General features: G+C 45.3%; 17 protein-coding genes and 1 pseudogene. 8 read left to right on the top strand and 10 right to left on the bottom strand.

What is annotated here, in order from left to right:
- Window positions 1-207: 207 nt before the first annotated feature.
- On the bottom strand, window positions 208-1,326 hold the full coding sequence (locus CCZ37_RS08365) for a response regulator (RefSeq protein ID WP_094500287.1): 1,119 nt from the start codon (window positions 1,324-1,326) through the stop codon (window positions 208-210).
- A gap of 265 nt (window positions 1,327-1,591) precedes the next feature.
- Between CCZ37_RS08365 and CCZ37_RS08370 the strand changes: the two genes are divergently transcribed.
- Complete coding sequence (locus tag CCZ37_RS08370; RefSeq protein ID WP_010318657.1) at window positions 1,592-2,467, top strand: LysR family transcriptional regulator; 876 nt, start codon at window positions 1,592-1,594, stop codon at window positions 2,465-2,467.
- 61 nt (window positions 2,468-2,528) lie between these two features.
- On the opposite strand, the pseudogene CCZ37_RS08375 reads toward CCZ37_RS08370, so the two are convergent.
- From CCZ37_RS08375 to fadI, 3 genes and pseudogenes are all read right to left on the bottom strand, one after another.
- A pseudogene (locus CCZ37_RS08375) lies at window positions 2,529-3,078 on the bottom strand (NAD(P)H nitroreductase).
- A 151-nt stretch (window positions 3,079-3,229) separates the two neighbouring features.
- Window positions 3,230-5,353 (bottom strand): fatty acid oxidation complex subunit alpha FadJ, encoded by a 2,124-nt coding sequence (gene fadJ / locus CCZ37_RS08380; protein WP_094500288.1) that lies wholly within the window; start codon window positions 5,351-5,353, stop codon window positions 3,230-3,232.
- Complete coding sequence (gene fadI, locus CCZ37_RS08385; RefSeq protein WP_094500289.1) at window positions 5,353-6,660, bottom strand: acetyl-CoA C-acyltransferase FadI; 1,308 nt, start codon at window positions 6,658-6,660, stop codon at window positions 5,353-5,355. Before fadI ends, fadJ begins: the two co-directional genes overlap by 1 nt.
- A 687-nt stretch (window positions 6,661-7,347) precedes the next feature.
- On the opposite strand from fadI, the gene CCZ37_RS08400 reads away from it, so the two are divergent.
- The 5 genes from CCZ37_RS08400 (at window position 7,348) to cobO (ending at window position 12,420) form a co-directional block, all read left to right on the top strand.
- On the top strand, window positions 7,348-7,896 hold the full coding sequence (locus tag CCZ37_RS08400) for a sigma-70 family RNA polymerase sigma factor (RefSeq protein WP_010318652.1): 549 nt from the start codon (window positions 7,348-7,350) through the stop codon (window positions 7,894-7,896).
- Window positions 7,889-8,614 carry a DUF3379 domain-containing protein gene (locus CCZ37_RS08405; RefSeq protein ID WP_094500291.1) on the top strand — a complete coding sequence of 242 codons (726 nt, stop codon included), beginning with the start codon at window positions 7,889-7,891 and terminating at the stop codon, window positions 8,612-8,614. Before CCZ37_RS08400 ends, CCZ37_RS08405 begins: the two co-directional genes overlap by 8 nt.
- A 247-nt stretch (window positions 8,615-8,861) precedes the next feature.
- Entirely contained in the window at window positions 8,862-10,112 is a 1,251-nt protein-coding gene (locus CCZ37_RS08410) for an outer membrane protein transport protein (RefSeq protein WP_019283105.1), read from the top strand.
- A 301-nt stretch (window positions 10,113-10,413) separates the two neighbouring features.
- Window positions 10,414-11,685: an outer membrane protein transport protein gene (locus tag CCZ37_RS08415; RefSeq protein WP_094132908.1), complete on the top strand. Its 1,272-nt coding sequence runs from the start codon at window positions 10,414-10,416 to the stop codon at window positions 11,683-11,685.
- A 129-nt stretch (window positions 11,686-11,814) separates the two neighbouring features.
- Window positions 11,815-12,420 (top strand): cob(I)yrinic acid a,c-diamide adenosyltransferase, encoded by a 606-nt coding sequence (cobO, locus tag CCZ37_RS08420; RefSeq protein WP_026028813.1) that lies wholly within the window; start codon window positions 11,815-11,817, stop codon window positions 12,418-12,420.
- A gap of 81 nt (window positions 12,421-12,501) precedes the next feature.
- On the opposite strand, the gene CCZ37_RS08425 is transcribed toward cobO, so the two are convergent.
- The 3 genes from CCZ37_RS08425 to apbC all read right to left on the bottom strand — a co-directional run bounded on the left by CCZ37_RS08425 (window position 12,502) and on the right by apbC (window position 16,620).
- Window positions 12,502-14,628 carry an AsmA family protein gene (locus CCZ37_RS08425; RefSeq protein ID WP_094500292.1) on the bottom strand — a complete coding sequence of 709 codons (2,127 nt, stop codon included), beginning with the start codon at window positions 14,626-14,628 and terminating at the stop codon, window positions 12,502-12,504.
- An 81-nt stretch (window positions 14,629-14,709) separates the two neighbouring features.
- Complete coding sequence (gene udk, locus CCZ37_RS08430) at window positions 14,710-15,351, bottom strand: uridine kinase (RefSeq protein WP_010320672.1); 642 nt, start codon at window positions 15,349-15,351, stop codon at window positions 14,710-14,712.
- A gap of 192 nt (window positions 15,352-15,543) precedes the next feature.
- Complete coding sequence (gene apbC, locus CCZ37_RS08435; protein WP_094165723.1) at window positions 15,544-16,620, bottom strand: iron-sulfur cluster carrier protein ApbC; 1,077 nt, start codon at window positions 16,618-16,620, stop codon at window positions 15,544-15,546.
- A 155-nt stretch (window positions 16,621-16,775) separates the two neighbouring features.
- Between apbC and metG the strand changes: the two genes are divergently transcribed.
- Both metG and CCZ37_RS08445 read left to right on the top strand, forming a co-directional pair.
- Window positions 16,776-18,842 (top strand): methionine--tRNA ligase, encoded by a 2,067-nt coding sequence (gene metG, locus CCZ37_RS08440; protein ID WP_094500293.1) that lies wholly within the window; start codon window positions 16,776-16,778, stop codon window positions 18,840-18,842.
- A 227-nt stretch (window positions 18,843-19,069) separates the two neighbouring features.
- Window positions 19,070-19,876, top strand: a complete 807-nt coding sequence (locus CCZ37_RS08445; RefSeq protein ID WP_167372400.1) for a hypothetical protein — start codon at window positions 19,070-19,072, stop codon at window positions 19,874-19,876.
- 125 nt (window positions 19,877-20,001) lie between these two features.
- Here CCZ37_RS08445 and udp read toward each other — a convergent pair whose 3' ends face one another.
- The 3 genes from udp to CCZ37_RS08460 form a co-directional block, all read right to left on the bottom strand.
- The gene (udp, locus tag CCZ37_RS08450; RefSeq protein WP_010320675.1) at window positions 20,002-20,760 is read right to left on the bottom strand and encodes a uridine phosphorylase; all 759 of its coding nucleotides are present in this window, start codon (window positions 20,758-20,760) and stop codon (window positions 20,002-20,004) included.
- A gap of 350 nt (window positions 20,761-21,110) precedes the next feature.
- Window positions 21,111-23,408, bottom strand: a complete 2,298-nt coding sequence (locus CCZ37_RS08455) for a zinc/cadmium/mercury/lead-transporting ATPase (protein ID WP_094500295.1) — start codon at window positions 23,406-23,408, stop codon at window positions 21,111-21,113.
- Between the two features lie 285 nt (window positions 23,409-23,693).
- Window positions 23,694-24,110 (bottom strand): CBS domain-containing protein, encoded by a 417-nt coding sequence (locus CCZ37_RS08460; RefSeq protein WP_010320677.1) that lies wholly within the window; start codon window positions 24,108-24,110, stop codon window positions 23,694-23,696.
- Window positions 24,111-24,179: the final 69 nt, after the last annotated feature.

Below are 24,179 nucleotides of genomic sequence, written 5' to 3' on the forward strand. Positions count from 1 at the left end.
GGCAATAAAGCCTAAGAAATAAAAAATGTTGTAAGGTTCTTTAAAATTCTGCTCTTCCATCATAACTTCTCTAGTGTTGGATGACTCCGTTCGTTTTTGGCACCATAAACAAAGTTAATGCAACGTAAACGAATTAGGTGATAGTTGTTCTAGGCGCGCACTATACCTCAAACAAATCACTGCAAACACTGAGTAAATATAAGGTTATTAGCTAATGCCACCTTGGTAAATATTAAGCTTGAAACTGCTCGAACCTAAGCGGTTAGTTGATAGCTGACAAGCTGAGTTGATCGGTAAATCTTTAGTGATAAAGTTTTTTAAACAGTTCTGCCCAAGGCTAACACCCGCGGCAATATGTTGAGTTAAGTAGCCATTTGACCATTGGCTGTCGAGTCCAGCAGGCAGGATAGAGAGTGTACCTTCGCTTAAATCCGCAATACCGAATACCGCGTTAATTGGATTAGCACACTCTGAGCATTCAATACCTTTTTCCAGTATGTCAGCAAGGTCTTTCAGATCGGCACTGAAGCTTTTTAAGTTGCGAAGATAATCGTGAAACAGTGCACGAACGAGCAATGTTGAAGCCACACTGTTTTCATAGTGGGCATCTGAATCAACCAAGTAAAAGGCAAACTGCCCGTTCATCAACCACGCATAGTCAAATACCAGCGGCATTACATCCGCCGATTGTAAAAGACGGTAACTACACTTCCAACTGCCTTGTGAAGTATCATTTTCTGGCAGTAATGCATGTAATAAATCTTTTGCGGTGCTTGGATTTTCACGCAAATATTCAAGATGCCAATGCAACTCTTGCTCTTCTGGAATATCACCACCATCATCAACACGAAACCATTGTGTGGAAAAATCGCGCTGATCAGATAAACGACTAAACGTATCTTCGAGCGTACTTTTTATTGCACTACTTAAGTACTGGTGGTTACCAATCGGTTTAGGAAGGAAATCCTTAACACCAAATCGCAGCACTTTTGCAACATCAGCCATTTCATCGGTTGCAGAGACCACAATCAGTGGCAGCGACGGATACTCAAGGCTCACCTCTTCAACAAACTCAATGCCGTTCAGTACTGGCATTGCTAAGTCACACACAACAAGGTCAGGCTCCGCATCTTTTAACTTGCGCAACCCCTCTAAGCCATTTTCAGCTTCAAGCACTTTATAGCCTTGAGCAGACAAATAACCACTGGTTATTCGCCTAAAAATTGGGTCATCATCAACGAGCATGATCAATTTTTGCTCGACATGCTGATTATCTGAAGGTTTTTTCGCCATGAACTCACTAGCCTGAATGTGAGATTTATACATAATCTTGCCTCACAATGCTTTTAAAAAGCAGTCATTTTATTGTTATAGAATAAATTGGTAGGTTACTTTATAAAGTAGTCGCAAAATGAGATTTATACAAATGTTCCACTTTGTAACTCGGTTGCATACTATATATGTGGGCTATGTATGAATTGTACCAAATGTACGGAATGTTACTTTCGTCAAACAAGTTGATATGACTCAAGATTTGACAAATGATATACATATAGATTACTCAAATTCAAAAAATAATGTGTTAGGAACAATGAAATTAGATGACCTAAACCTCTTTCGACTGGTTGTCGAAAATGGAAGCTATACCGCAACTTCTCGTAAAACAATGATCCCAGTTGCGACCATTACCCGACGCATTCAAGCATTGGAAGATTCTCTGAATCTTAGGCTGTTGAATCGCCATGCTCGAAAACTTTCACTCACTGAAGCGGGAGAGCGTTTTTTTCAAGAGTGCTCACCGTTGCTGCATCGCTTAGCGGCAACAGCAGAAGAGCTCACCGATGAATGCCGTGGCGCTTCAGGAAAACTCAGAATATCGTCACCATCCAATGTCACGAAACGTATGATGATGCCTATCTTCAATGCCTTCATGATACGGTACCCAGATATCAACATAGAACTCACCACTAGCAATCAGGCCGATCAGCTCGACCCAACCGAATGGGATGTCATTTTTAGAGTTGGCCCTCAACGAGACTCCAGTTTGATTGCGCGAAAAATTAATGAAGTGAAAGATGTGTTAGTCGCAAGCCCAGGGTATTTAGCGAAACACCCTGCACCAACTCATGCCGAAGAGCTCAGTAATCACTCATTACTAAAAGGATACCCCCTAGTAAAGTGGCAGTTGACCAACAATAAAGGGGAATGCGTGGTCAATTGTGATACTGGTCGTTTTCAGGCCAACGCTTTAAACGTAGTGCGCAGCGCTTGCTCTGAGGGGCTGGGTATCACCTTAATGCCAGATGTGATGATTAAAGAATTTATCGAAGAAGGCAGCTTAGTCAGAGTACTGGAAGACTGGGTTTCCAACCCTCGTGATATTTATATGCTGTACAACCACAAGGATCATCTACCTGAAAAAGTCAGGCTATTTATTGATTTTGTGATTGCCTATCACATCGACTAGATTTTAGGCCCAGCATTGCTGGGCCATGAGTTATCGTAGCGGTAGATAGTCAATAAACTCGCTATAGAAACTCAATAAATTGGCTCAAATCACGTTCAGGCACTTTCATTGGCGTGCACCCTGCTGTCCCTAGGTATAAGAAACCAACGATTTGATCATCGCCCTTAGCACCTAATGCTTGCCGAACGTGAGAGTGGAACATCCAGCTTCCCGAACGCCAGAAACCTTGAAAACCTTGTGCTACCGCGGCCATTTGCATCGCTTGTACTGCGCATCCCGCAGAGAGATGTTGTTCAATCGCTGGCACTTTTTCATGATCCGTTACTTTCGCGATCACTGTGATTACCATAGGTGCTCGAAACGGTGCATTCTTCGCTTTTTCTATCTCAGCATCACTGCCGTTATCCGCTCGCACAGCAGACGCCAAAATACTCGACAACTTTTGCAAACCCGCTCCCTGAGCAATCACGAAACGCCAAGGGGTTAAACCGCCATGATCGGGCGCTCGCAAGCCTGCTCTAAATAATATTTTCCAAGACCAGACCTTCAGGTGCAGGCGATGTGAGATTGGCGATTGAACGACGGTTAAGCAGCAACTCTAGTGCATCCATTTCGATTCCTTATTGATGATTTTCCATAATCTTATACCAAACTGAGAATAACTCGCATAAAGAGATGACCTCATTGGCTATAAATGAAAAAAAGCGAGGATATTCCCTCGCCTAATTTAAGCAAACATATGAATGAAAACAGCCGAGATGACTACGGATAAAAACGTGCTTCAACCCCAGCACGAGTCAGTAGCCCATCACAAGGAGCGAATTTATCGCCATACTTCTCAGCATGTTGATTCATCATTTCCACTAATTTCTTGATACCAATTTGGTCTATGTAACGGAATGGGCCGCCAAAAAACGGCGGGAAACCGATACCGAAAATCGCACCAATATCGCCATCTCGCGCACAACGAATTACGCCCTCATCCAAACAACGTACGGCTTCATTCAGCATAAGTAACACGCAACGCAGCGCGATCTCCTTATCACTCTGCTTGGCATCTGGCGTGATTTTCAGCAATTTGTAGATAGATTTGTCGATTTCTTTTTTCTTACCTTTATAGGTATAGAATCCCTTACCACTTTTACGCCCTTTGCGATTGTCATTGAGCAGCAAATCAAATACGTCTGGTCCTTGAAAACGTGGGCCGAGTTCTTGCACTAGAATTGGCATGATTTTCGAGCCAACATCAATGCCCACTTCGTCCAATAACGTGATAGGGCCGACTGGGAAACCGAAATCGAGTAAAGCCGTATCTATCTTTTCAATCGACTCACCCGCCATCAGGATCTGCGCCGCTTCATTCATGTAAGGCGCAAGGATACGGTTAACATAAAAACCAGCGCAATCTTTGACCACAATCGGCGTTTTGCCCTGTTTTTTCGCCAAGGCCACTACTGTGGCTATCGTCTCTTGCGATGTGGTTTGATGAGGGATCACTTCCACCAGAGGCATTTTTTCAACAGGACTGAAATAGTGCAACCCAATCACATTCTCTGGACGCGCCGCCTTCGCTGCAATTTTCTGGATTGGAAGCGAAGAAGTATTCGTCGCAAAAATGGTGCTGGTTTTGGCATTCGCTTCAATATCAGCCACCATTTGCTGCTTAAGCGTGAGATCTTCAAATACCGCTTCAATGACAACATCGATATGCTGATAACTGGTAAAATCAATCCCGCCAGACAATTGCGCCATTTTTGTCTGCATCTGCGCTTTGGATAAAATGCGACGCTTGCGCTGTTTATCGAATAATTTGTAGTTGTAATTGAGCGCGTTTAATACCCCATCATTCGAAACATCTTTGATTCGTACGGGAACCTTGGCTTTTGCAACGCAAACATGGCCGATCCCTGCCCCCATTAAACCACCGCCCAATACGCCGATACGTTTCACGGTTTGAGGTTTTGCGTCGCTGCCCGTCTCTTTTTTCATTTCTGTGGTGGCAAAGAAAATCGAGCGCAATGCTTTGGATTCCGAGCTCATCACCAAATCACCAAATCGCTTCGCTTCAAGCTCTAACCCGGCTTTAAAACCACGATCTAAACCGTGACGGATCACCTCTAAAATCGCGTCTGCGGCTGGGTAATTACCTCGTGTTTTTTGCTTAGTCTTTTTAGCAGCCTGATCAAAAATTAATTTGCGACCAAGCTGCGTATGAGAGATTAATTTCTCTTTGGCCGAGGTATTGGCCTGATGACGTTTTTTCCCAGAATTATCGAGCACATACTTCTTAGCCACATCCAGCAAGATAGTCTCTGCTACGCAAGCATCAATAACACCCAGCTGTTTTGCTTTTTTTGCGCGCAGCTGCTTACCCGTCAAAATCAAATCGAGAGAAGGTAACAAACCAATCAAACGCGGCAACCGCTGCGTTCCACCAGAGCCTGGCAGCAAGCCTAATTGCACTTCGGGCAAACCCAAACGCGTGATGTCCGCGTCGCTGCCCACCCGGTAGTGACAAGCCAGCGCCAGCTCTAAACCACCGCCTAAGCATGGGCCATGAATCGCGGCAACCACTGGGAATGGCAAATCCGATAAGGTTTGAAACATCTCCTGACCTTGCTTGGCCAATGCTTGTGCTTCGCTGGCCGATTGGCAAGCGTTCAGCATACGGACATCCGCTCCTGCAATGAAATTATCTGGCTTAAGCGAGTGAATCACCATCCCCTTTAGGCTGGTTTTTTGTGCCTCCAAGGTCGCAAAAACCTCTTGCATCTCTTGGGCAAACGCCGCTTGTAGCGTATTCATTTTTTCGCCGGGAACATCAATCGCCAGCCACGCAATATTTTGTTCATCAATCGTTAAATGAAAAGCTCTCTCTGTGCTCATTATTCAACCTCCAAAATCATTGCCGCGCCCAAACCACCCGCTGCGCAAGCGGTATTCAGCCCTAAACCACCACCACGTCGTTTTAGTTCACGCAGTGTTTGTGTGATCATGCGCGCACCCGTCGCCGCGAAGGGGTGACCATACGCAATCGAACCACCTAGCACATTAAATTTGTCCATATCAATTTCGCCAATCGCTTTTGCTCGACCAAGATGTTCCTGTGCAAACTTATCACTGGCGAACATTTTCATATTAGAGAGGGTTTGCGCGGCAAACGCTTCATGCATGTCAATCAATGTGAGATCGGAAAGCTCAATACCGGCACGTTGTAAGGCTAACGGTGTCGCATAAGACGGCCCCATTAACATATCGTGTTCAACACCAATCGCTGAAAAAGCGTAAGAACGGATATAACCCATAATCTCCAAACCAAGCTCTTTAGCACGGCCTTCACGCATTAATAGAATAGCGGCAGCGCCATCGGTTAGTGGTGTGCTGTTGGCGGCCGTTACGCTACCATATTGCCTATCAAACGCTGGACGTAACTTGGCATAACCTTCCAAAGTCGAGTCATGACGAATATTGTTATCTTCAGCGATCCACTTTTTATAAGGCTCTGGGAATGCCGTCATGACTTCGCCTTGGATTTTGCCCTCTTTCCAAGCTTGTGAAGCTAAAGAGTGAGAACGATGTGCCAACGCATCTTGATCCAGTCGGCTTATGTGATGAGATTTTGCCATCTGCTCAGCCGTTTGCCCCATCGAAAGGCCCGTTGAATATTCAGCGACCGCGGGCGGTACTGGCATTAAGTCTTTAAAAGATAAGGATTTTAAGATGCTGAGTTTCTGAGCAACGGTTTTGGTTTTACTTAAAGCAAGTAAGCTAGCGGCTAATTTTTTAGACACTCCAATTGGCAAAACGGAAGAAGAATCGGCACCACCAGCCACACCAATATCAATCGTGCCAGCCATGATGCTTTCAGCCACATTCACCGCCGCCTGAAAACTGGTAGCGCACGCTCGTGTGACGCTGTACGCATCGGTATGGATGCTCATTCCCGTCCCTAAAACGATTTCACGTGCGATATTTGGTGCCTCTGGCATTTGCACGACTTGCCCAAAGACGAGTTGTTCGATTAATTTAGGATCGAGTTCCGTTCGCGCAAGCAGTTCACTCACCACCATCTTGCCTAAATCGACTGCAGGAACTTGACTAAATTCGGTACTTTGACGCGCAAAAGGGGTACGCAACCCCGCAACGATAGCCACACGCTCACCAGAGCGCGTTTTGACTTCCTGTTTGCCCATTGTTTCTCCTTAAAATAGAGGTCTGACCTGACGCATTGTAACGAGGTTGTTAAAACAATCAAACAAGTGTTTAAATAAACGTGATATTCGCATCGAATCGAAGCAAGTAATGTAGGGAAAGGAGATGGATAATCACTTAATCTTTAAATGAATAATGGAATGATACCCAAACAACTTGGAGTTGCAGGTAGGCGGTAAGTGAGTGAGTCCCCATGAGCATAGGCAAACTATGTGATTGGGGTGAACGAACGTAGCCAACACCGCTGCGGCTTCAAGTAGGAAGGGGATATAAGCAAAAAAAAACCACACAATAATGTGTGGTCGGAATATATAAAGCAATTAACTTACGCCAATTGAAATAATCAGTTTCCTGATTAGGAGAAAGTAAAGTCAGCCTTCAAAAGGAAGTGTCATCTTGCTCAACATGTTAGTCGCAATGACTAACGAGATGACAAGGTGTACTATAGCCACTTCGTGCTATGAGATTTTGAAGTAGATCAATTTTATATGGATTTATTCCATACTATGAACTTAAAAAGCCGTCGACGCTTAAGTTGATGTCGCCGAACAACTGAACGAATCCAAAGTGAATAAATACGCGCACAGTTCAGCGCGAGCCGACAACAAACTGGCCTAAACAAAGAAGAAATCACAGAGCAAACGGAGACTCATGTGTCGATAATAACCATGTTTGGAAAGAAAAAGTCCAGCAGCCCGGTCAATAGTAATATTGACAGACAGAGAAAATATGAAACGCTCGTGCGTGCTTATCACCGAGATCTTTTTCGTTATGCCTATTGGCTATGTAAAGATAAAAGCATTGCTGAAGATTTAGTCCAAGAAACCTGCTTGAGGGCTTGGAAATCTCTCGATAGTTTGCTCGACGAGAAAGCGGCCAAATCGTGGCTTATAACTATTCTTCGTCGCGAGAACGCGCGCCGCTTTGAGCGCAAGCAGTTTGAGTTGGTCGATATTGATGACTACAGCGGTGATGTAAAAGTCAACGATGATCCTCATCACCAACAAGAGTGGTTGCAGGCACAGATAATGAAGCTGGATATTGAATACCGAGAACCTCTTTTCCTACAAGTCATTGGTGGTTTTAGTGGTGATGAAATTGGCGAGATCCTCGAACTCAATAAAAACACGGTCATGACTCGTCTGTTTCGAGCTCGTAATCAATTAAAAGAACAATTAGATTCATCAAAAGCGTATAAGGGGCAGCAAAATGGATAAATTAGAATTTCGCCGCCGAGTTATGTCCGATCCAAAGCAGCATGACCAAGACGTTATCCAAGCGGCATCTATCAGTGATGCCAATCGTCAATTTATAGAAGACATCTTGAGCTTAGATACTAAGATTGCCAATGCAATGAATGTAGATGTACCTGACGATCTCGCCGACCGGATTCTGTTTAATCAAGCCACAATGACAAGTAATGTCTCTCGCCCTACTTTTGCCAAGCAAGTAATGGCATTAGCGGCATCGATTGCTTTTGTGTTTGGTTTATTCGTCGGTCAAATCAATTGGCGAAATGTGCTTATTCCACCGGCGCAGGCAAGCCTAATGGACACCGCCATCAAACACGTCATTGATGAAGAAGGTTTTGTCAGCCAACTGGATGAACAAGTGAGCTCAACACAGATCAACGCCAAAATGCTGCCATTTGCTTATCAGTTAAGCAATAGCTTCCCTTACCACGTTTATTACCTAAACCACTGTGGTTTTGGCAAGGCAAACGCTCTACATATGGTTTTTCAAGGTGAGAGCGGGAAAGTGACACTATTTTTAACGAGCATTGCCAGCGAACAAGCGGTGCAATTTAATGAGCAAGGGATGGCAGGAATCATTGAACCCGTCGGTGATGCTAGCCTGATCCTTGTCGGTGAAAATGGTGAAGATATCGCCAACATTGCAAAACAACTAATGCCTATGCTGAAAGCTTCGCATTAAAATCATTCCTGACCTGTATATAATGCAGGTCAGGTTCTCCAAATCAAAATAGAGCATGAACTCTATAAACAAGCATTTTTCGCCTTTTTCCTGCCAAATAGACATCATTTCTGTAATTTTATCATTCAATTAGACAATGGTCGGATTTCTATCTTATATACTAGGCTCTAGTATCAGCCACCAATTGAGCATTTGCTCAAAAAACAACGTCCATTAGAGGCGATGAAATCAAAAAGGAAAAAGCACCATGAACAAGACGCGTCTGTTTAAAAAATCGTTACTTGCCGTAACGGTAGCTCTCGCTTCACAACAAGCACTGGCAGCGGGCTTTCAGCTCAATGCACAATCTGCGACTGGCCTAGGCCGTGCGTTTGCTGGTGATGCTGTTATTGCCGATAACGCATCGGTGATGGCTCGTAACCCTGCCGCAATGGCGTTGTTTGATGAAACCTCACTCTCTTTGGGCTTTGTATCGATCACATCGAAAATAAAAGTTAAAGATGCAAAATATTCAGCGATTACAGCACCTGGCTCATCTTTTGATTCAAATTATGATGATGCGGGTGACACGTCTATTGCACCGAATATTCACTTAATTGTGCCAGTCAATGATCAATTTGCATGGGGTATTAATGCCTATTCAAACTTCGGTACAAAAACTGAGTTTGATAGCTCCTTTGTTGGCGCTGAATACGGCGGCTTAACTGATGTGAAAAGTGCAAACTTTGGTTTATCAGGTTCTTACCGTTTAAATGAACAATGGAGTCTAGGTTTAGGTTTAGATTTGATTTATGGTCAAGGAAAACTCGAACGAAAAACAAGTCAATACCTAGGTAGCTCTACAGCGTTAGAAGCTGATGCCGATGGTTGGGCATTAGGCTTTAACTTAGGCACTGTTTATGAGCTGGATGAACATAACCGCTTTGGTTTTTCTTACCGTTATAGCCCAGACTTAGAAGCTGATGGAGATGTCAATTATTCTCGTTCAGGAAAAGGTAAAGTTGATGACACTCTCATTATGCCACTTCCTGATATGGCTGAATTCTCAGGCTTCCACCGCTTAAATGAACAATTTGCCGTACATTATAGTGTTCAATGGATTGGCTGGGCTGAATTTGACAAGCTAGAAGCTAAAACAAGCGGGGTATTGAACGAGTATAAATGGCAAAATGGTATGCATTACTCGATTGGTGGTACTTACTACTTAAACCAAGATTGGACACTGCGTGCTGGCTACATGTATGACACCAGTGCTCAAGATCAAAAAACATCCGTTTCAGTTCCTGATTCTGATCGTAACTGGCTGTCGGCTGGCTTTACTTACCATTTAGATCAACAATCAAACATTGATTTTGGTTTCACGTATCTAATGGGCAAAGACGTTCAGGTTAACGAATCAACACCTCACCCAACATTACCAGTAGAACTGTCTTCTATTTCAGCAACGACCCACGCAGATGCAATCCTAGTCGGCTTACAATATAGCCGCAGCTTCTAAGCGCAACGTTTATCAGCATAGCATCAATAAAGGGCTGGTTTTCCAGCCCTTTTTCATACTTGTAGCCGCATCGCTTTATCGAATCGAGCTAACAACTGTACCTTTTTTACCTTAAACCACACTACAAACGTTCGCTGAAAGTTAGAAACACTTCCATAACAAGCAGAGTATTACGCTTAGAATTAAACTATAAGTAGATTTAAATTTCAAAAACAATAAATTCACTGCTTTATATTTTTAAAGTATTCGCTCTAACCTTAAAATTCCCACACCGAATTCAAATATTTCAGCGAACATTATAATGAAATCAAATAAAACTCTTCTTTCACTCGCAGTGGCATGTGGACTGTTCAGCGTATCGAATGCATCTCAAGCGGCCGGTTTCCAATTGGCAGAATACTCTGCAACGGGCCTTGGGCGTGCTTACGCCGGTGAAGCGGCTATGGCTGATAACGCCAGTGCACAATGGCGTAACCCTGCCATGCTGACTTATTTGAAAGGTACGCAAATTTCTGTTGGTGCAATTTACGTTAATCCGAATGTTGATGTGAATGGCACCGTGAGCCACTCATTACTTGGCACAACGCAAGCAAGCGCAAAAGACTTCGCTCATGATGCGGTTATTCCTAATTTTTACTTATCTCATCAGTTGAATGAACAACTAGTGCTGGGCTTTGCGCTAGGGACAAACTATGGGATGGAAACCGAACTGGGTAATGATTTTGCTGCCTCACACTTTGGCAATCAAGCAAGCGTTATTACTAAAGAAGCGAATCTCAATGTCGCTTATCAAGTAACCACTGAATTTAGTATTGGTGGTGGCGTACGCTATGTGATCGGAGAAGGCCATTTTGGTGCCACCGCTCCAGCAAAAAATGCACTGACTCTTCCGCAAGGTACAACCCTAAAATATATGGAAGGCGAAGATAACTCTTGGGGATGGCAAGTCGGTACAGCTTGGCAGATCAATGAAACAAACCGTATTGGCGCAAGCTATAAATCCGAAGTGATGATGGATTTTGATGGGCACGCTAAAGGCATTACTTACGGTGCTTACAAACCTGGGATGATGTCTGTTGCCTTGCCCGCCACAGCAGAGCTTGCTAGTTACCATCAATTAAATGAGAAACTGGCACTGCATGCCAGCGTGAACTGGACAGATTGGAGCTCATTCAAGGAACTGACTGCCGTATTCCCAGAGAAGTCAGATCTGATCAAATCAGAAAACTGGGAAGATAACTACCGCTTTGCCTTAGGTGCGACTTACCAATACGACGCTAAGATCGCTCTGCGTACAGGTATTGCGTACGACACATCAGCAGTGGACGATAAAAACCGCACAGCAACAATCCCAGAGACTGACCGAACTTGGCTTAGTATCGGTGCAAGTTACGTTGCCACACCACAGCTAACACTTGACGCTGGCTTTACCTATATTTTTGCAAAAGATGCCACGATCAACGAACCAAGAGATGCCTCTGATGCTACTTCAGCACAAATTGGTGGTGCATTTAATGGTGAAGTAACGGGCAATGTTTGGCTTATCGGCGTACAAGCTAATTACCGCTTCTAAACTCATTAGAAACACTCCAGAAGGCCAGAGCACTGCTCTGGCTTTTTTATTCCTTGTAATTTCGATGGTTTTTGCTGCCGAGTAGTTGAGCTATGATAGCGGCAACGCTATTAATGAACAGGATTGAGCATGTCGACTGAAGAAATTAAAAATGAACGCCATAAGGCGAGGCAGCAGAAAGTAAAAGAGCAAGTCGATGCACGAATTGCCGCGGCTCAGCAAGAGAAAGGGTTGTTATTGATCATTACCGGCAATGGTAAAGGGAAATCTACCTCAGGTTTTGGCACCATTGCGCGCGCTGTCGGCCACGGTTTGAAATGTTCGGTAGCCCAGTTCATTAAAGGCACCTGGGAAAACGGTGAACGTAATCTGCTTGAAAAACTGGGCGTCGAATTTCAAGTCATGGCGACGGGCTTTACTTGGGAAACACAAAACAAAGAAGCCGATACCGCAGCGGCGCAAGGGGTTTGGCAAGAGTGCAAACGCATGCTTAAAGATGAGTCGATTGATGTGGTGTTGTTTGATGAGCTGACCTACATGGTGAGCTATGGCTATATCGAATTAGACGAAGTGATTGAAGCCTTAACAACACGGCCAACAATGCAGTCGGTGGTGATCACGGGCCGAGGAGCACACCGCAGCTTGATTGAAATCGCCGATACGGTGTCGGAAGTCAAAAATGTGAAACACGCCTTTGAGTCGGGCATCAAAGCACGAAAAGGCATCGACTGGTGATAAAAAAGCCTCCTCTAAATTGAGGAGGCTTGATCAATCATAATCAAATCAAATCAAATCAAATCAAATCAACCCAGTAAATTACTTAAAAAGACTTTTTAATAAGCCATCAACCGCTTTCTTAGTTTTCTCATCTTTTATCTCAACGCCGAGCTTCTCCAAGCCACGGTCAATCTCTTTTTCCGCTTTTTGTCTTAACACATCATCAAAAACCAATTTGAATTTAGGATCGCTCCATTGCCCTGAGATGTTGATAGGAATCGTGACGTCTCGCAACTCATCAATGTCTTTGCCACCTTGCCCCTCTAGCGTTCCCACCACAGAAGTGCTCACCAAGAAATCAACCGTTTGTTGCAGATAATTCGCTTTACCCTCACCACGAATACGCAACAGTGGTGATTGCATGGCGAGGTTATTGGTGGTGACTTCCCCTTTATTCAATTTCAGCGTAGCGGTCATGGCGCTAAAATCGGTTTTCTTCACTGGGTCGTCATCCACTTTCTTACCTTTAATTTTGGCGTAATTGCTACGGATAAGGTGAGCGACGTTAATACCGTTGACTGCACCATCGGCAAAGTTGATGTTCACGGTTCCGACAAGGTTTTGTTGAATGCCCGTTGGCGTCAAACTGCGACCTTTTACATCCACATCGATGTTACCCGTGCCTTGTAACATCTCATTATTGAGTACATCTTTTAATAGCGGCAGCACCTGTACTCCCTTAACGCTTTTTTTAGCGCTATAAGTGGCAGGTACTTTTGTTGCATCCAGTTGAGCGGTCGCCTGAATAGTACCTTGGTAAAGGTTGGCACTGAATGAGGTTAAATTCACGATGCCACGATCGACGCTAAAGCTGGTTTGCACATTCTGTAATCGAGCATTATTGGCTTTGAACTTGTCGATTATCACCTTGCCTTGCACATCCAACGTTTTTAATGCACTGAGATCCGGTTCCACTTCAGCACTCACCGCCGCAGGCGCCGCTGAAGTTGAACCTGACGATGCCTTACTTTCACTAACGGCACTGCTTGCAGCTGCTGGATTCGCAAGCCCTAAAAATTCATCCAAATCGATATTTGGGCTATGCATATTGAAACGGATTTTAGGGATCTCAGCCAACGTCACTTTGACATCACCATCAAATTCTAATGCATTTGCGGTTAATTTACTGAGTAGGACATCCAGTTGGTTTTTAGAGAGATCAAAACGAATGTTCGAAGTTAAACCGATCTGCATGGGGCTTTGTGGCAAACTGGTTCCTTCTAGATTAGTATCCAGCACCAACGTATCAATCTTCACCAAGCTCATGGCTTTATCGAGAGTCAGTTGCGCACTCCCCTTCGCATCAAGTTTTAAATCCGCTACCTTTCCTTTCACGCTGAATGACAGCGCATTCTTCTTATCAAACTCGAACGTGGCTAATTCAATCTTCGCAGAATCAATCTGGTTTGATGGGTCACTAAGGCTCGCATCAAGCACAACGTTCTTCAGCGCATAATCCTTGAAACCAGCGGCTAATTTGAATTCAGCTCGCCCTTCTGCGGCAAAGTTTTGTTGGTTATTTTTACCTTTGGCGGCAAAAGTTGCTGACGTCCATTTGTCCACCGCAAACTCTGAAAGATTGACCGCCACGTCATACAGCTTGGTATGTGTACCGGCTTTGCGGTCTTGTATTTCCAGTAATGCGTTTTCGACGCTAACGCCCGCTAAGTTAATCGTCCACTCTTGAACAGGGTTGCTCGCATTGACGCTGCTTGTCTCTTCTTGTGCTGGTTTTGTTTCGTTTACGGCGGAAGAGGCGGCTGGTTGAGGCGCGGCTTGAGTTAAGCTATCTAAGTTTGAACGGCCATCTTTAAGGGTTTCAAGATGGAACTCAGCACCATTTAGGCGGATATTGCCAATTTCCAGTTGCTTATCCAGCAATGGCATCACCGAAATTTCAATGCCAACTTGATCGACTTTAAACAGGTTTGGAGCGCTGAAACCTTGTGGGTTTCTGAGTTCAGTTTGGCCCAGCTCAAAGCCAAGCGAAGGGAAGAAACTCCAACTGATATCTCCTTCAATGACTAAGTCCAACCCCGTTTTCTGTTTGGCTTGTTCTACAATCAAGGGCTTAAATTGGTTAGGATTGACCAACAGGACAAGTGCGAGCGCGGCAGCGATTAACGCACCGATAATAATGGCAATGAAAAGAAACAGTTTTTTCATCAGCTTTTTCCTTGCTTAATTAGAAAAAGAAAGTGGCACCTAAAGTGCCACTTGTCTGCTTAAAAATAAAGACCACAAAAGTTAAGATTTCAACAATTTCGCGATGTGGGCTTTTAATACATCAATGGCGATACGGTTTTTACCGCCACGAGGAACGATAATGTCCGCGTACTGTTTTGACGGTTCGATAAACTGCATAAACATAGGGCGAACCGTTTTTTGGTATTGCTTCAATACCGAATCCATGGTGCGGCCACGCTCTTCTACATCACGCTTCACTCGGCGTAATAAACAGATATCCAGCGGAGTGTCCATAAATACGGTCGCATGCATTAAGTCACGTAAACGTGGGTCTGTCAGCAATAAAATACCTTCTAAAATAATCACTTTCTTGGGTGTTAATAGCGTTGTATTCGCGGTGCGAGTATGCTCAGTGTAGCTGTACTCTGGCACTTCAACCGCTTCGCCACGGGTTAATTGTTCTAAATGTTGGCAAAGTAGATCATGGTCAAGTGCATTCGGGTGGTCGTAGTTTGTCTTAACGCGCTCTTCCATACTGAGATGGCTTTGGTCGTTGTAATAGCAATCTTCCGTAATCACACCAATTTGGTGGTCGCCTACTTTGGCACGAAGTTCGTTATAAATCGTGCTTGCAATCAGGCTTTTTCCAGAAGCTGAAGCGCCAGCAATACCTACGATGACGCATTGATTATTCTCAGACATTATTTTTGCACCCGGTGATGGTTTGGTGATGAAAATAGATAAACTGGCCGATTATAGGGACTTCAACCCCCTGATACCAGTCTCGATTTGGACTTTGGAAGAGGTTTGAATAACAAACTACCAAGCAAACGTTTCCGTCGTATTTCAGAAAAGATCACTACAGTGCTACTTTCATAGCACTGCGAATCAACACTAGTCTACTAATGTAAAACTGATTGCATCCGGCTTAGGCTTTCCTTGCCAATATAGGCTTGAACAGACTCGTTCCGCCAATTGAAGATAACGCTGTGTATGCTCACTTTCTGGTTGAGCAACCACGGTAGGACGACCTTGGTCGATGTCTTCACGCAGGGCAATGTGCAGAGGAATTTGTGCAAGCAGCGCCAACCCATATTCACTGGCCAGTTTCTGCGCGCCACCGACACCAAAGATATGCTCTTTCTCTCCACAATGACTGCAGATGTGATAGCTCATATTTTCAATAAGCCCGATAACCGGAACGTCGACTTTTTCGAACATGGCCGCCCCTTTGCGCGCATCCGCTAGTGCCAGATCTTGCGGAGTGGTGACGATCACCGCGCCCGTTACCGGAATTTGTTGTGACAAGGTGAGTTGAATATCACCTGTCCCCGGTGGCATGTCGATGACCAGATAATCCACATCTGGCCACTCGGTTTCATTGAGCAGTTGCGCCAGTGCTTTCGATGCCATCGGCCCACGCCAAATCGCCGCTTCAGATTTATCAACCAGATAGCCAATCGAATGACTGAAAATGCCAAATGCCTCAACTGGCTGCATCCACTTATTATCACGCACATCTGGCTTTGCTTCTTGCTTGCCAAGCATCATCGGCACTGAAGGGCCATAAATATCCGCATCCAACAAGCCAACTTTCGCCCCAGATTGAGCAATGGCTAGAGCAAGATTGACGGCTGTGGTTGATTTGCCGACGCCCCCTTTGGCTGAAGTCACCGCAATAATATTTTTAACACCATTAACACTATGAGCGACCGTCGTCGCTAGCGCTTTCGGCGCAATGATTATCTCAACACTGAATGGAGCAAGCGCATCGGTTTGCTGCTTGGAGACGACCCATTCGGAAAGCTCATCCAGCAGATTTTTAGCGGCAAATGGAATATGAACCGTCAAACGTCCCGCTGTTGTAACCGAAACCCAATGCGGTTGGTTTGCCCACCCCGCAATAAGATGAGGGTGTTCAAATTGGTTTAACCAATCGCAAAAATCTTGTTTAGATGTGAACGGCTGCATAGCTTCTCCTTTTTGCTCATGCTATCACTCTCTATTGTCAGACTGAACCCCAAAAAAGTTGCGGGATTCCTTAGGCTCACGCCTTGGAGTCGCTCGCTGCATAAGGTAGTATTGGTCTCTATTTTTCATACCTATCAAAAAAGCGAATATTAAGTATGGCGACTGACCCAAGAAACGTTTCTTCAAGGAAACTGCTGGTAACTTGTGCCCTTCCGTACGCTAACGGTTCGATCCACCTTGGTCATATGCTTGAGCATATCCAAGCTGACATTTGGGTTCGTTACCAACGCCTACGCGGCAACACTGTAAACTTCATCTGTGCAGACGATGCTCACGGCACGCCAATTATGCTTAAAGCACAACAGATGGGTATTACACCTGAAGAGATGATCGCCGCAGTAAGTGAAGAGCACCAAAAAGATTTTGCAGGTTTTGATATCAGCTTTGACAATTATCACAGCACTCACAGCGAAGAGAACCGCGAGCTGGCTTCTCACATTTATCTTGAGCTGAAAAAAAATGGCTTCATTTCAAGCCGCACCATTTCTCAGCTGTTTGACCCAGAAAAAGAGATGTTCTTGCCTGATCGCTTCGTGAAAGGCACTTGCCCAAAATGTAAGTCAGAAGATCAATACGGTGATAACTGCGATGCGTGTGGCGAAACCTATAGCCCAACAGAGCTTATCAACCCGAAATCGGCCGTTTCTGGCGCGACGCCAGTAATGAAGGATTCCGAGCATTTCTTCTTTGACCTGCCTCAATTTGAAAGCATGCTCAAAGAGTGGACTCGCTCTGGCTCGCTACAAACAGAAACCGCCAATAAAATGCAAGAGTGGTTCGAAGGCGGCCTGCAACAGTGGGATATTTCACGTGATGCGCCATACTTTGGCTTTGAAATCCCCGGCGAAAAGAACAAATTCTTCTACGTGTGGTTAGACGCGCCTATCGGCTACATGGGTTCATTTAAAAACCTATGTAACAAACGCGATGACTTAGACTTTGACGAATACTGGAATAAAGACAGTAAAACCGAACTGTACCATTTCATCGGTAAAGATATTGTTTACTTCCACAGCCTATTCTGGCCAGCGATGCTTGATGGCAGTGGTTTCCGTAAGCCTAATAACGTCTTCGTGCACGGTTATGTCACTGTCAATGGCGCGAAGATGTCGAAGTCTAAAGGAACGTTTGTCAAAGCAAGTACTTACTTAAACCACCTAGACCCAGAATGCTTACGTTACTACTACGCCGCAAAACTCAATAGCCGCATCGACGATCTTGATTTAAACCTTGAGGATTTCACCCAACGTGTGAACGCCGATGTGGTCAATAAAATCGTCAACCTTGCATCGCGTAATGCAGGCTTCATCACCAAACGTTTTGAAAATCAGTTGTCTGCAACCTTTGCCGAACCAGAGCTGTACGCAGAATTTGCCGCAGCAGCGGATCGCATTGCTGATCTTTACGAAAACCGTGAATTTAACCGTGCCATTCGTGAAATCACCGCATTGGCGGACAAAGCGAACCAATACGTGGATGAAAAAGCGCCTTGGGTTGTGGCTAAACAAGAAGGTCAAGAGCAAGAGCTACAAGACATTTGCTCAGTGGGCATCAACCTATTCCGCGTGTTAATGACTTACTTAAAACCTGTAATGCCAGCACTAGCGGCGCGCACCGAAGCATTCTTAAACCAAGAACTCACTTGGGAAGGCGTACAAACACCATTAACAAGCCATACGCTCACGCCATTCAAAGCGCTGTTTAATCGCATTGATCCGAAACACGTTGAAGCGATGATTGAAGCGTCTAAAGAAGAAGCGGCAGCAGAAAAAGCCGCGATTGAGAGCGCGCAACCAACCACAGTTGAAACTGAGCTAAGTAAAGACCCTATTGCTGCTGAAATCGAATTTGATGATTTTGCCAAAGTGGACTTACGCGTCGCTAAGATCATCGCTTGCGAAGCGGTGCCAAAAGCAGATAAATTGCTTAAATTCCAATTGGATATTGGTGGCGAAACTCGCCAAGTATTCTCCGGCATTAAAGCTGCTTACTCGCCGGAAGAGTTAGTAGGCAAGTACACTGTCATGGTAGCGAACCTCAAACCGCGTAAAATGAAGTTTGGTATGTCAGAAGGCATGATCTTAGCCGCAGGCCCGGGTGGCAGCGAGCTATGGATCCTTGAGCCACATGAAGGTGCTCAAGCTGGCATGCGCGTACTGTAATACATCAATCTTCACGATGATCATCCCCGGCATGCTCTGTGCTGGGGATTTTTTATTTCCCCACTGACTAAAACCGATCGATCCTGCTCACACTTTTAGTTCAAAATGCACTAATAAGATGCATCACCTCAACGCGCAAATGCATAACCCATTGAATTTAAACAAATAAAAAACTGGCATTAACCCTGCTAACTCTAGATTGGTATAACATTAACAAGGAGTTGGTTATGTTTGTTTTTATCTCAATGCTTATCTCTATCGGTATATTGTGGCTGATGTTTTATCTGGCAAAACAGCGTGAATCCACATTACAACGTAAATATCAATTGCTGATCGACCTTCGCCAGCTACTGTTTTTATGCCGTCAGCACCGTAGCATTACTCACCAAGCTTTGGCTTTAGGTCAAAGGCGTGATACTGAGCTCAGTGAATTACACGATACGCTGTATGACAACAGTAATCACTTAATTGCTATCGCACACTTTGATAACAAACCAATGTACCGTGTGCTGCAAATTAAGCTTAAAGCGCTCATCAAGGAGTGGCCAGAGCACTCTGTGGCTCGCAACCAGATGATGCATGGCAAGACGATTCGCCACTGTATGTTCTTAATGGATGAGGTAATGCTGGCTTGGTTGGTGGAATCCAACCGCGAAGATCTCAGCGATGAATACCATATTAATTGGCAACAGGTCATTGATGCGATGGACGCGCTAACTCAGTTGCGCATCAGCATTGATGAAATGGATACTCAAGATGGCCGCATACGCTTGCAGCATTATAGTGAGGTTGTCAGGCGTAGGATCAATCAACTCGCCTTAATCAGCCCTTTAACGGTAGCTTCGCCAAGCTGCTCAGCCGCGCTGCATAGCCTGAGCGAACTGCATGATCATCCTGCCTTTCAAATAGAAGCTGGCGCGATGTACCAAATCACTTCGGATATTTCACTCAGCATCTCTCACGTTTACGACCAGATGCTCAGCGACTTAACCGAGAGCTTGTACATTCCGTTGCCTAAATTGGCGATTGCTTAGTGAGTAATTGTTTAGCGGGTGACTGTTTGACTGGTGATTATTTAGAAAGTAAAAAAGGCCACCTTATTCAAAAGTGGCCTAATCACTCACCGTGTACATAGATACAGTGTAAATTCAGAACTCAATTACAGCATTTTACGCGCCGCTTCGACAACCACTTTGATTGAACGAGCCTCGGTCTCTTTGAGTGTCGCGTGATCTGGGATCTCTTTTTGAGTACGGTTGATGATCACACCCGCCACACAACCTGCTTTCAAACCTGAGCTCGCACACATGGTTAGCAAAGTGGCGGATTCCATCTCAAAGTTCAATACGCCCATGTCTTGCCACTCTTTCATTGAGCCTTGGAAACGGCGCACAACACGACCAGTGAAGGTGTCATAACGCTCTTGGCCTGGGTAGAAAGTATCACTTGATGCGGTAACGCCCATGTGCACGGTTGCACCACTTTCAACTACAGCCGCTTTCATTGCAGTGGCGACATCGAAATCAGCCACAGCAGGGAATTCCATTGGCGCAAAGTGCAAACTTGCACCGTCAAGGCGCACCGAACCTGTGCTGACAATCATATCACCCACATTGACATGAGGTTGGATTGCACCAGTAGTACCTACGCGTAGGAAAGTACGCACGCCAAGTTGAGCAAGCTCTTCAACCGCAATAGACGTAGAAGGACCACCGATACCAGTAGAACAAACAACGACTGGCTTACCGTCTAACTCTGCGCGGTACACAGTGTATTCACGGTGGCTAGCAAGAAAGACTGGATTTTCCATCTCTTCAGCGATTTTTTGTACGCGGGCTGGATCCCCAGGGATAATGGCCAAAGTAGCACCATTCAGATCGGCTTCGGTAACACCTAGATGGAAAACGGCTTGAGACATAAGTGACTCCTTATTGCGGCTTGTTCAGCTCATAAATAGATATCGGGTATGCAGCTACTCTAGCGGAGCGCGCACCAACAAAGAGTGATCAAATTCACAATGAATGACGCAATGTAACGAACACATTCTCACAAAAACGGTTTGCATCACAAAAAATAGCAAGATTGATGAAATAACACCCAACCTTAAAAGACGATTTCCGACACTGCATAACAAAATACAAGCGCAATATCGACGCATTTCACACTATCACCACAACATTTCACACTATCACCACAACAGAGTGCAAACCCAGCAGGCATGAGAGCTAACGACCCGCCATGCCTTGCTGAAGTCTTTCGTTCTTCGGACTATTTATTTTTAAATTTCAATAGACGCAACGCATTGAGCGTCACTAACGCGGTGGCTCCACTATCGGCCAGCACCGCCATCCATAAGCCTGTAATACCGAGCAAGCTAGTGACTAAAAAGATACTTTTTAAGCCTAGCGCTAGCGTGACATTCTGGCGAATATTGGCGAGTGTAGCTTGTGATAGCTCGATCATGGTGGCGAGCTCGGCCAATCGATTGTGAGTAATTGCCGCATCGGCCGTTTCCAACGCAACATCGGTACCACCCCCCATCGCAATACCAATGCTGGCCGCTTTCATTGCAGGCGCATCATTAATGCCATCCCCGACCATCGCCACCTGTTTTCTCTGCGCCAACTGTTGAATGTATTCCACTTTATCTTGCGGTAATAAACTGGCTTTGAAATCTATCCCTAATTGAGCGCTCATCGTCGCAGCGCTTCTAGGGTTATCGCCAGTGAGCATAATAGTGTCGATCCCCAAACGATGCAGTGCTTCAATGGCGGCTTTGGCATCTTCACGCAAGGTATCTTGCCATGCAATTAAACCAACAATGCTCTCTTGCTCAAAAACCACCACCACTGTTTTGCCTTGCATCTCTAGCGCTTCCACTTGCGCGCTAAATGCATCAGAAAACGGAACATTCGCTTTGCTTGGCGCTAATACGCGCAGTGATTTCCCTTCCACAACCCCCGAAACCCCACTGCCAACTAACGCTCGCTTCTCTATCGCTTCTGGAATGGGCAAAGCCATCGCTTGCACTTTTTTCACTAAAGAGGTTGCCAAAGGATGGCTCGAGCCCATTTCAACCGCTGCGACATAGCGCAACAATTGCTCTTCATCCCAGCCATTGAGCGCAACCACATCCGTAACTTCCGGTTTACCTTTGGTCAAAGTACCCGTTTTATCAAAAGCAATACTCTCTATTTTTCCAAGCTGTTCGAGCGCCGCGCCCCCTTTGATCAACGCACCACGACGCGCCGCTGCGGCAAGGCCAGAAGTAATGGCCGCGGGAGTTGAGATAACCAACGCACATGGACAAGCAATCAGCAGTAAGGCTAAGCCACGGTAAACCCATGTTTCCCATGGCTGCGCAAACAGTGTCGGCGGTATCACAACCACGGCTAATGAAACCAACATCATTAATGGGGTATACCAACGGCTAAATTTATCAAGAAAACGTTCTAATGGCGCTTTGCGAGATTCCGCTTCTTCAATCAGATGTAAAATGCGATCGATCGCGTTTTCACCCTGTTTGGAGGTAATAGTAAAACGCACCACCTGATCCGCAACCACAGCACCCGCCATGATACTATCACCTTGATAACGTTCGACAGGCAGTGATTCGCCCGTTAACGCACTCTCATCAAAGCTGGCCGACGCTTCGTGCAATTGACCATCCGCAGGTAGCCGAGAGCCGGGAGAAACTTCCACTACATCCCCCGGTTTTAGCTCATGTGCTGCCACCGTGATGCGTTCTCCTGCCACAATTTTTGTTGCCGTTTCAGGCACCAGTGCCATTAAAGCTTGTACACCGCTACGCGCTTTAGAAGCGGCAAAAGCTTCTAGCCGTTCTCCGATGAGGAAGAGTAATAGCACCATCGCCGCTTCAACCGTTTCACCAAGATAGAGCGCTCCGAGCGCCGCAACGCTCATCAAGGTTTCAATCGCAAAGGGTGTGCCTGAGCGTGCCAGTTGAATCGCTTTTTTGCCGATAGGATACAAACCGGCAAGGCAGGTCAAAATGAACATCCCATCGCTGATTTGAGGGAAATAAGGCTGCACAATAGCGGCGAGTACCATAGCGCCAGCAATGGAGAGGATCTGCACGTTCTGTTTTATGACCGACTTCCAGTCACTATGAATGGGTGGAGAAACTGGATTAGCCGCATCAATGCGACGAGCAGTAAAACCCGCGTTACGAACCGCTTGCTCTATTTCAAGCGCTGCCTCTTCGGTATTAAACTTAACCACCAATTTTTCAGTAGCAAACAGCACTTTGGCGTCGATCACATTACCCACTTTTTTAAGCGCCGTTTCAACCTTACGCGCGCAAGATGGGCAATCCATCCCTTCAATTTTCCAGCTTTGGTTAAACTGTGTTTCAACTGGCGTGAGCTGCGCGGGTTCATCATCAGGATCATTGCTGGCGCACTCTCGTGACCCGCAACACGCCTCTTCATCTGAATTAACGCCTGCTGCTTTAATCGCGTTAATTTTGAGGCTAGCGCATGACACCGGCTGCGGGTTTGCCATGCCGTTTTTTGTAGAGCAGCAAGCTTGATGTTTTGTACACATAGGATTCTCCTTCTCTGATGCACAAAGCTTAAACCTTGGAGTCAACTCTAATGTCAAGCGCCTTTTTATTAAACCTGCACTTAACGCACATTCACCTTGATTCGATGAAAAAGAGGTGCACTGCACCTCTAGAATTTTATTTATTACTGCTGATATACCCAAACAACTTGGAGTTGCAGGTAGGGGCAAGTGAGTGAGTCCCCATGAGCATAGGCAAACTATGTGATTGGGGTGAACGAACGTAGCCAACACCGCTGCAGCTTCAAGTAGGAAGGGGATAGTTCGCTATGTTGGCTTTTTAAAACAGTGCGTTAAGTTTTTCCCTAATGCTCTCAGTACATCTCTGCGCGTAATAATGCCAACCAGTTTTCCTTGATCGATCACGGGATAAACTTTCGGTTTCCCTACTTTCATCATGTCTGCTAGCTCAATAATCGTGGTGTCTGATGAAACGGACAACACTTCAGGGTGCATGCAATCACGGACTAAATTCGTGTCTTCGCAGAAGTAGCTCACCTTTACTAATTTATCGAGCAAATCTTGCTCTGATAGGAACCCAATAACTTGCTCTTGGTCGTTAATCACAGGACCACCAAGATGCTCCGAACGCATCACTTTTTCTAAAGCCGCAGTCATCGACATGTCCGGTTTGAAGGTGATGGCTTGTAATGTCATATAATCTTTAACGATTAGCGATTGCATATCTGTCTCCTTACTTGCAACGTTATGCTGCCTTAACTTAAGTGTTGCCTAATTTCGCAATTTTACTAA

Source organism: Vibrio qinghaiensis (genome assembly GCF_002257545.1).
GTDB classification, from domain to species: domain Bacteria; phylum Pseudomonadota; class Gammaproteobacteria; order Enterobacterales; family Vibrionaceae; genus Vibrio; species Vibrio ordalii.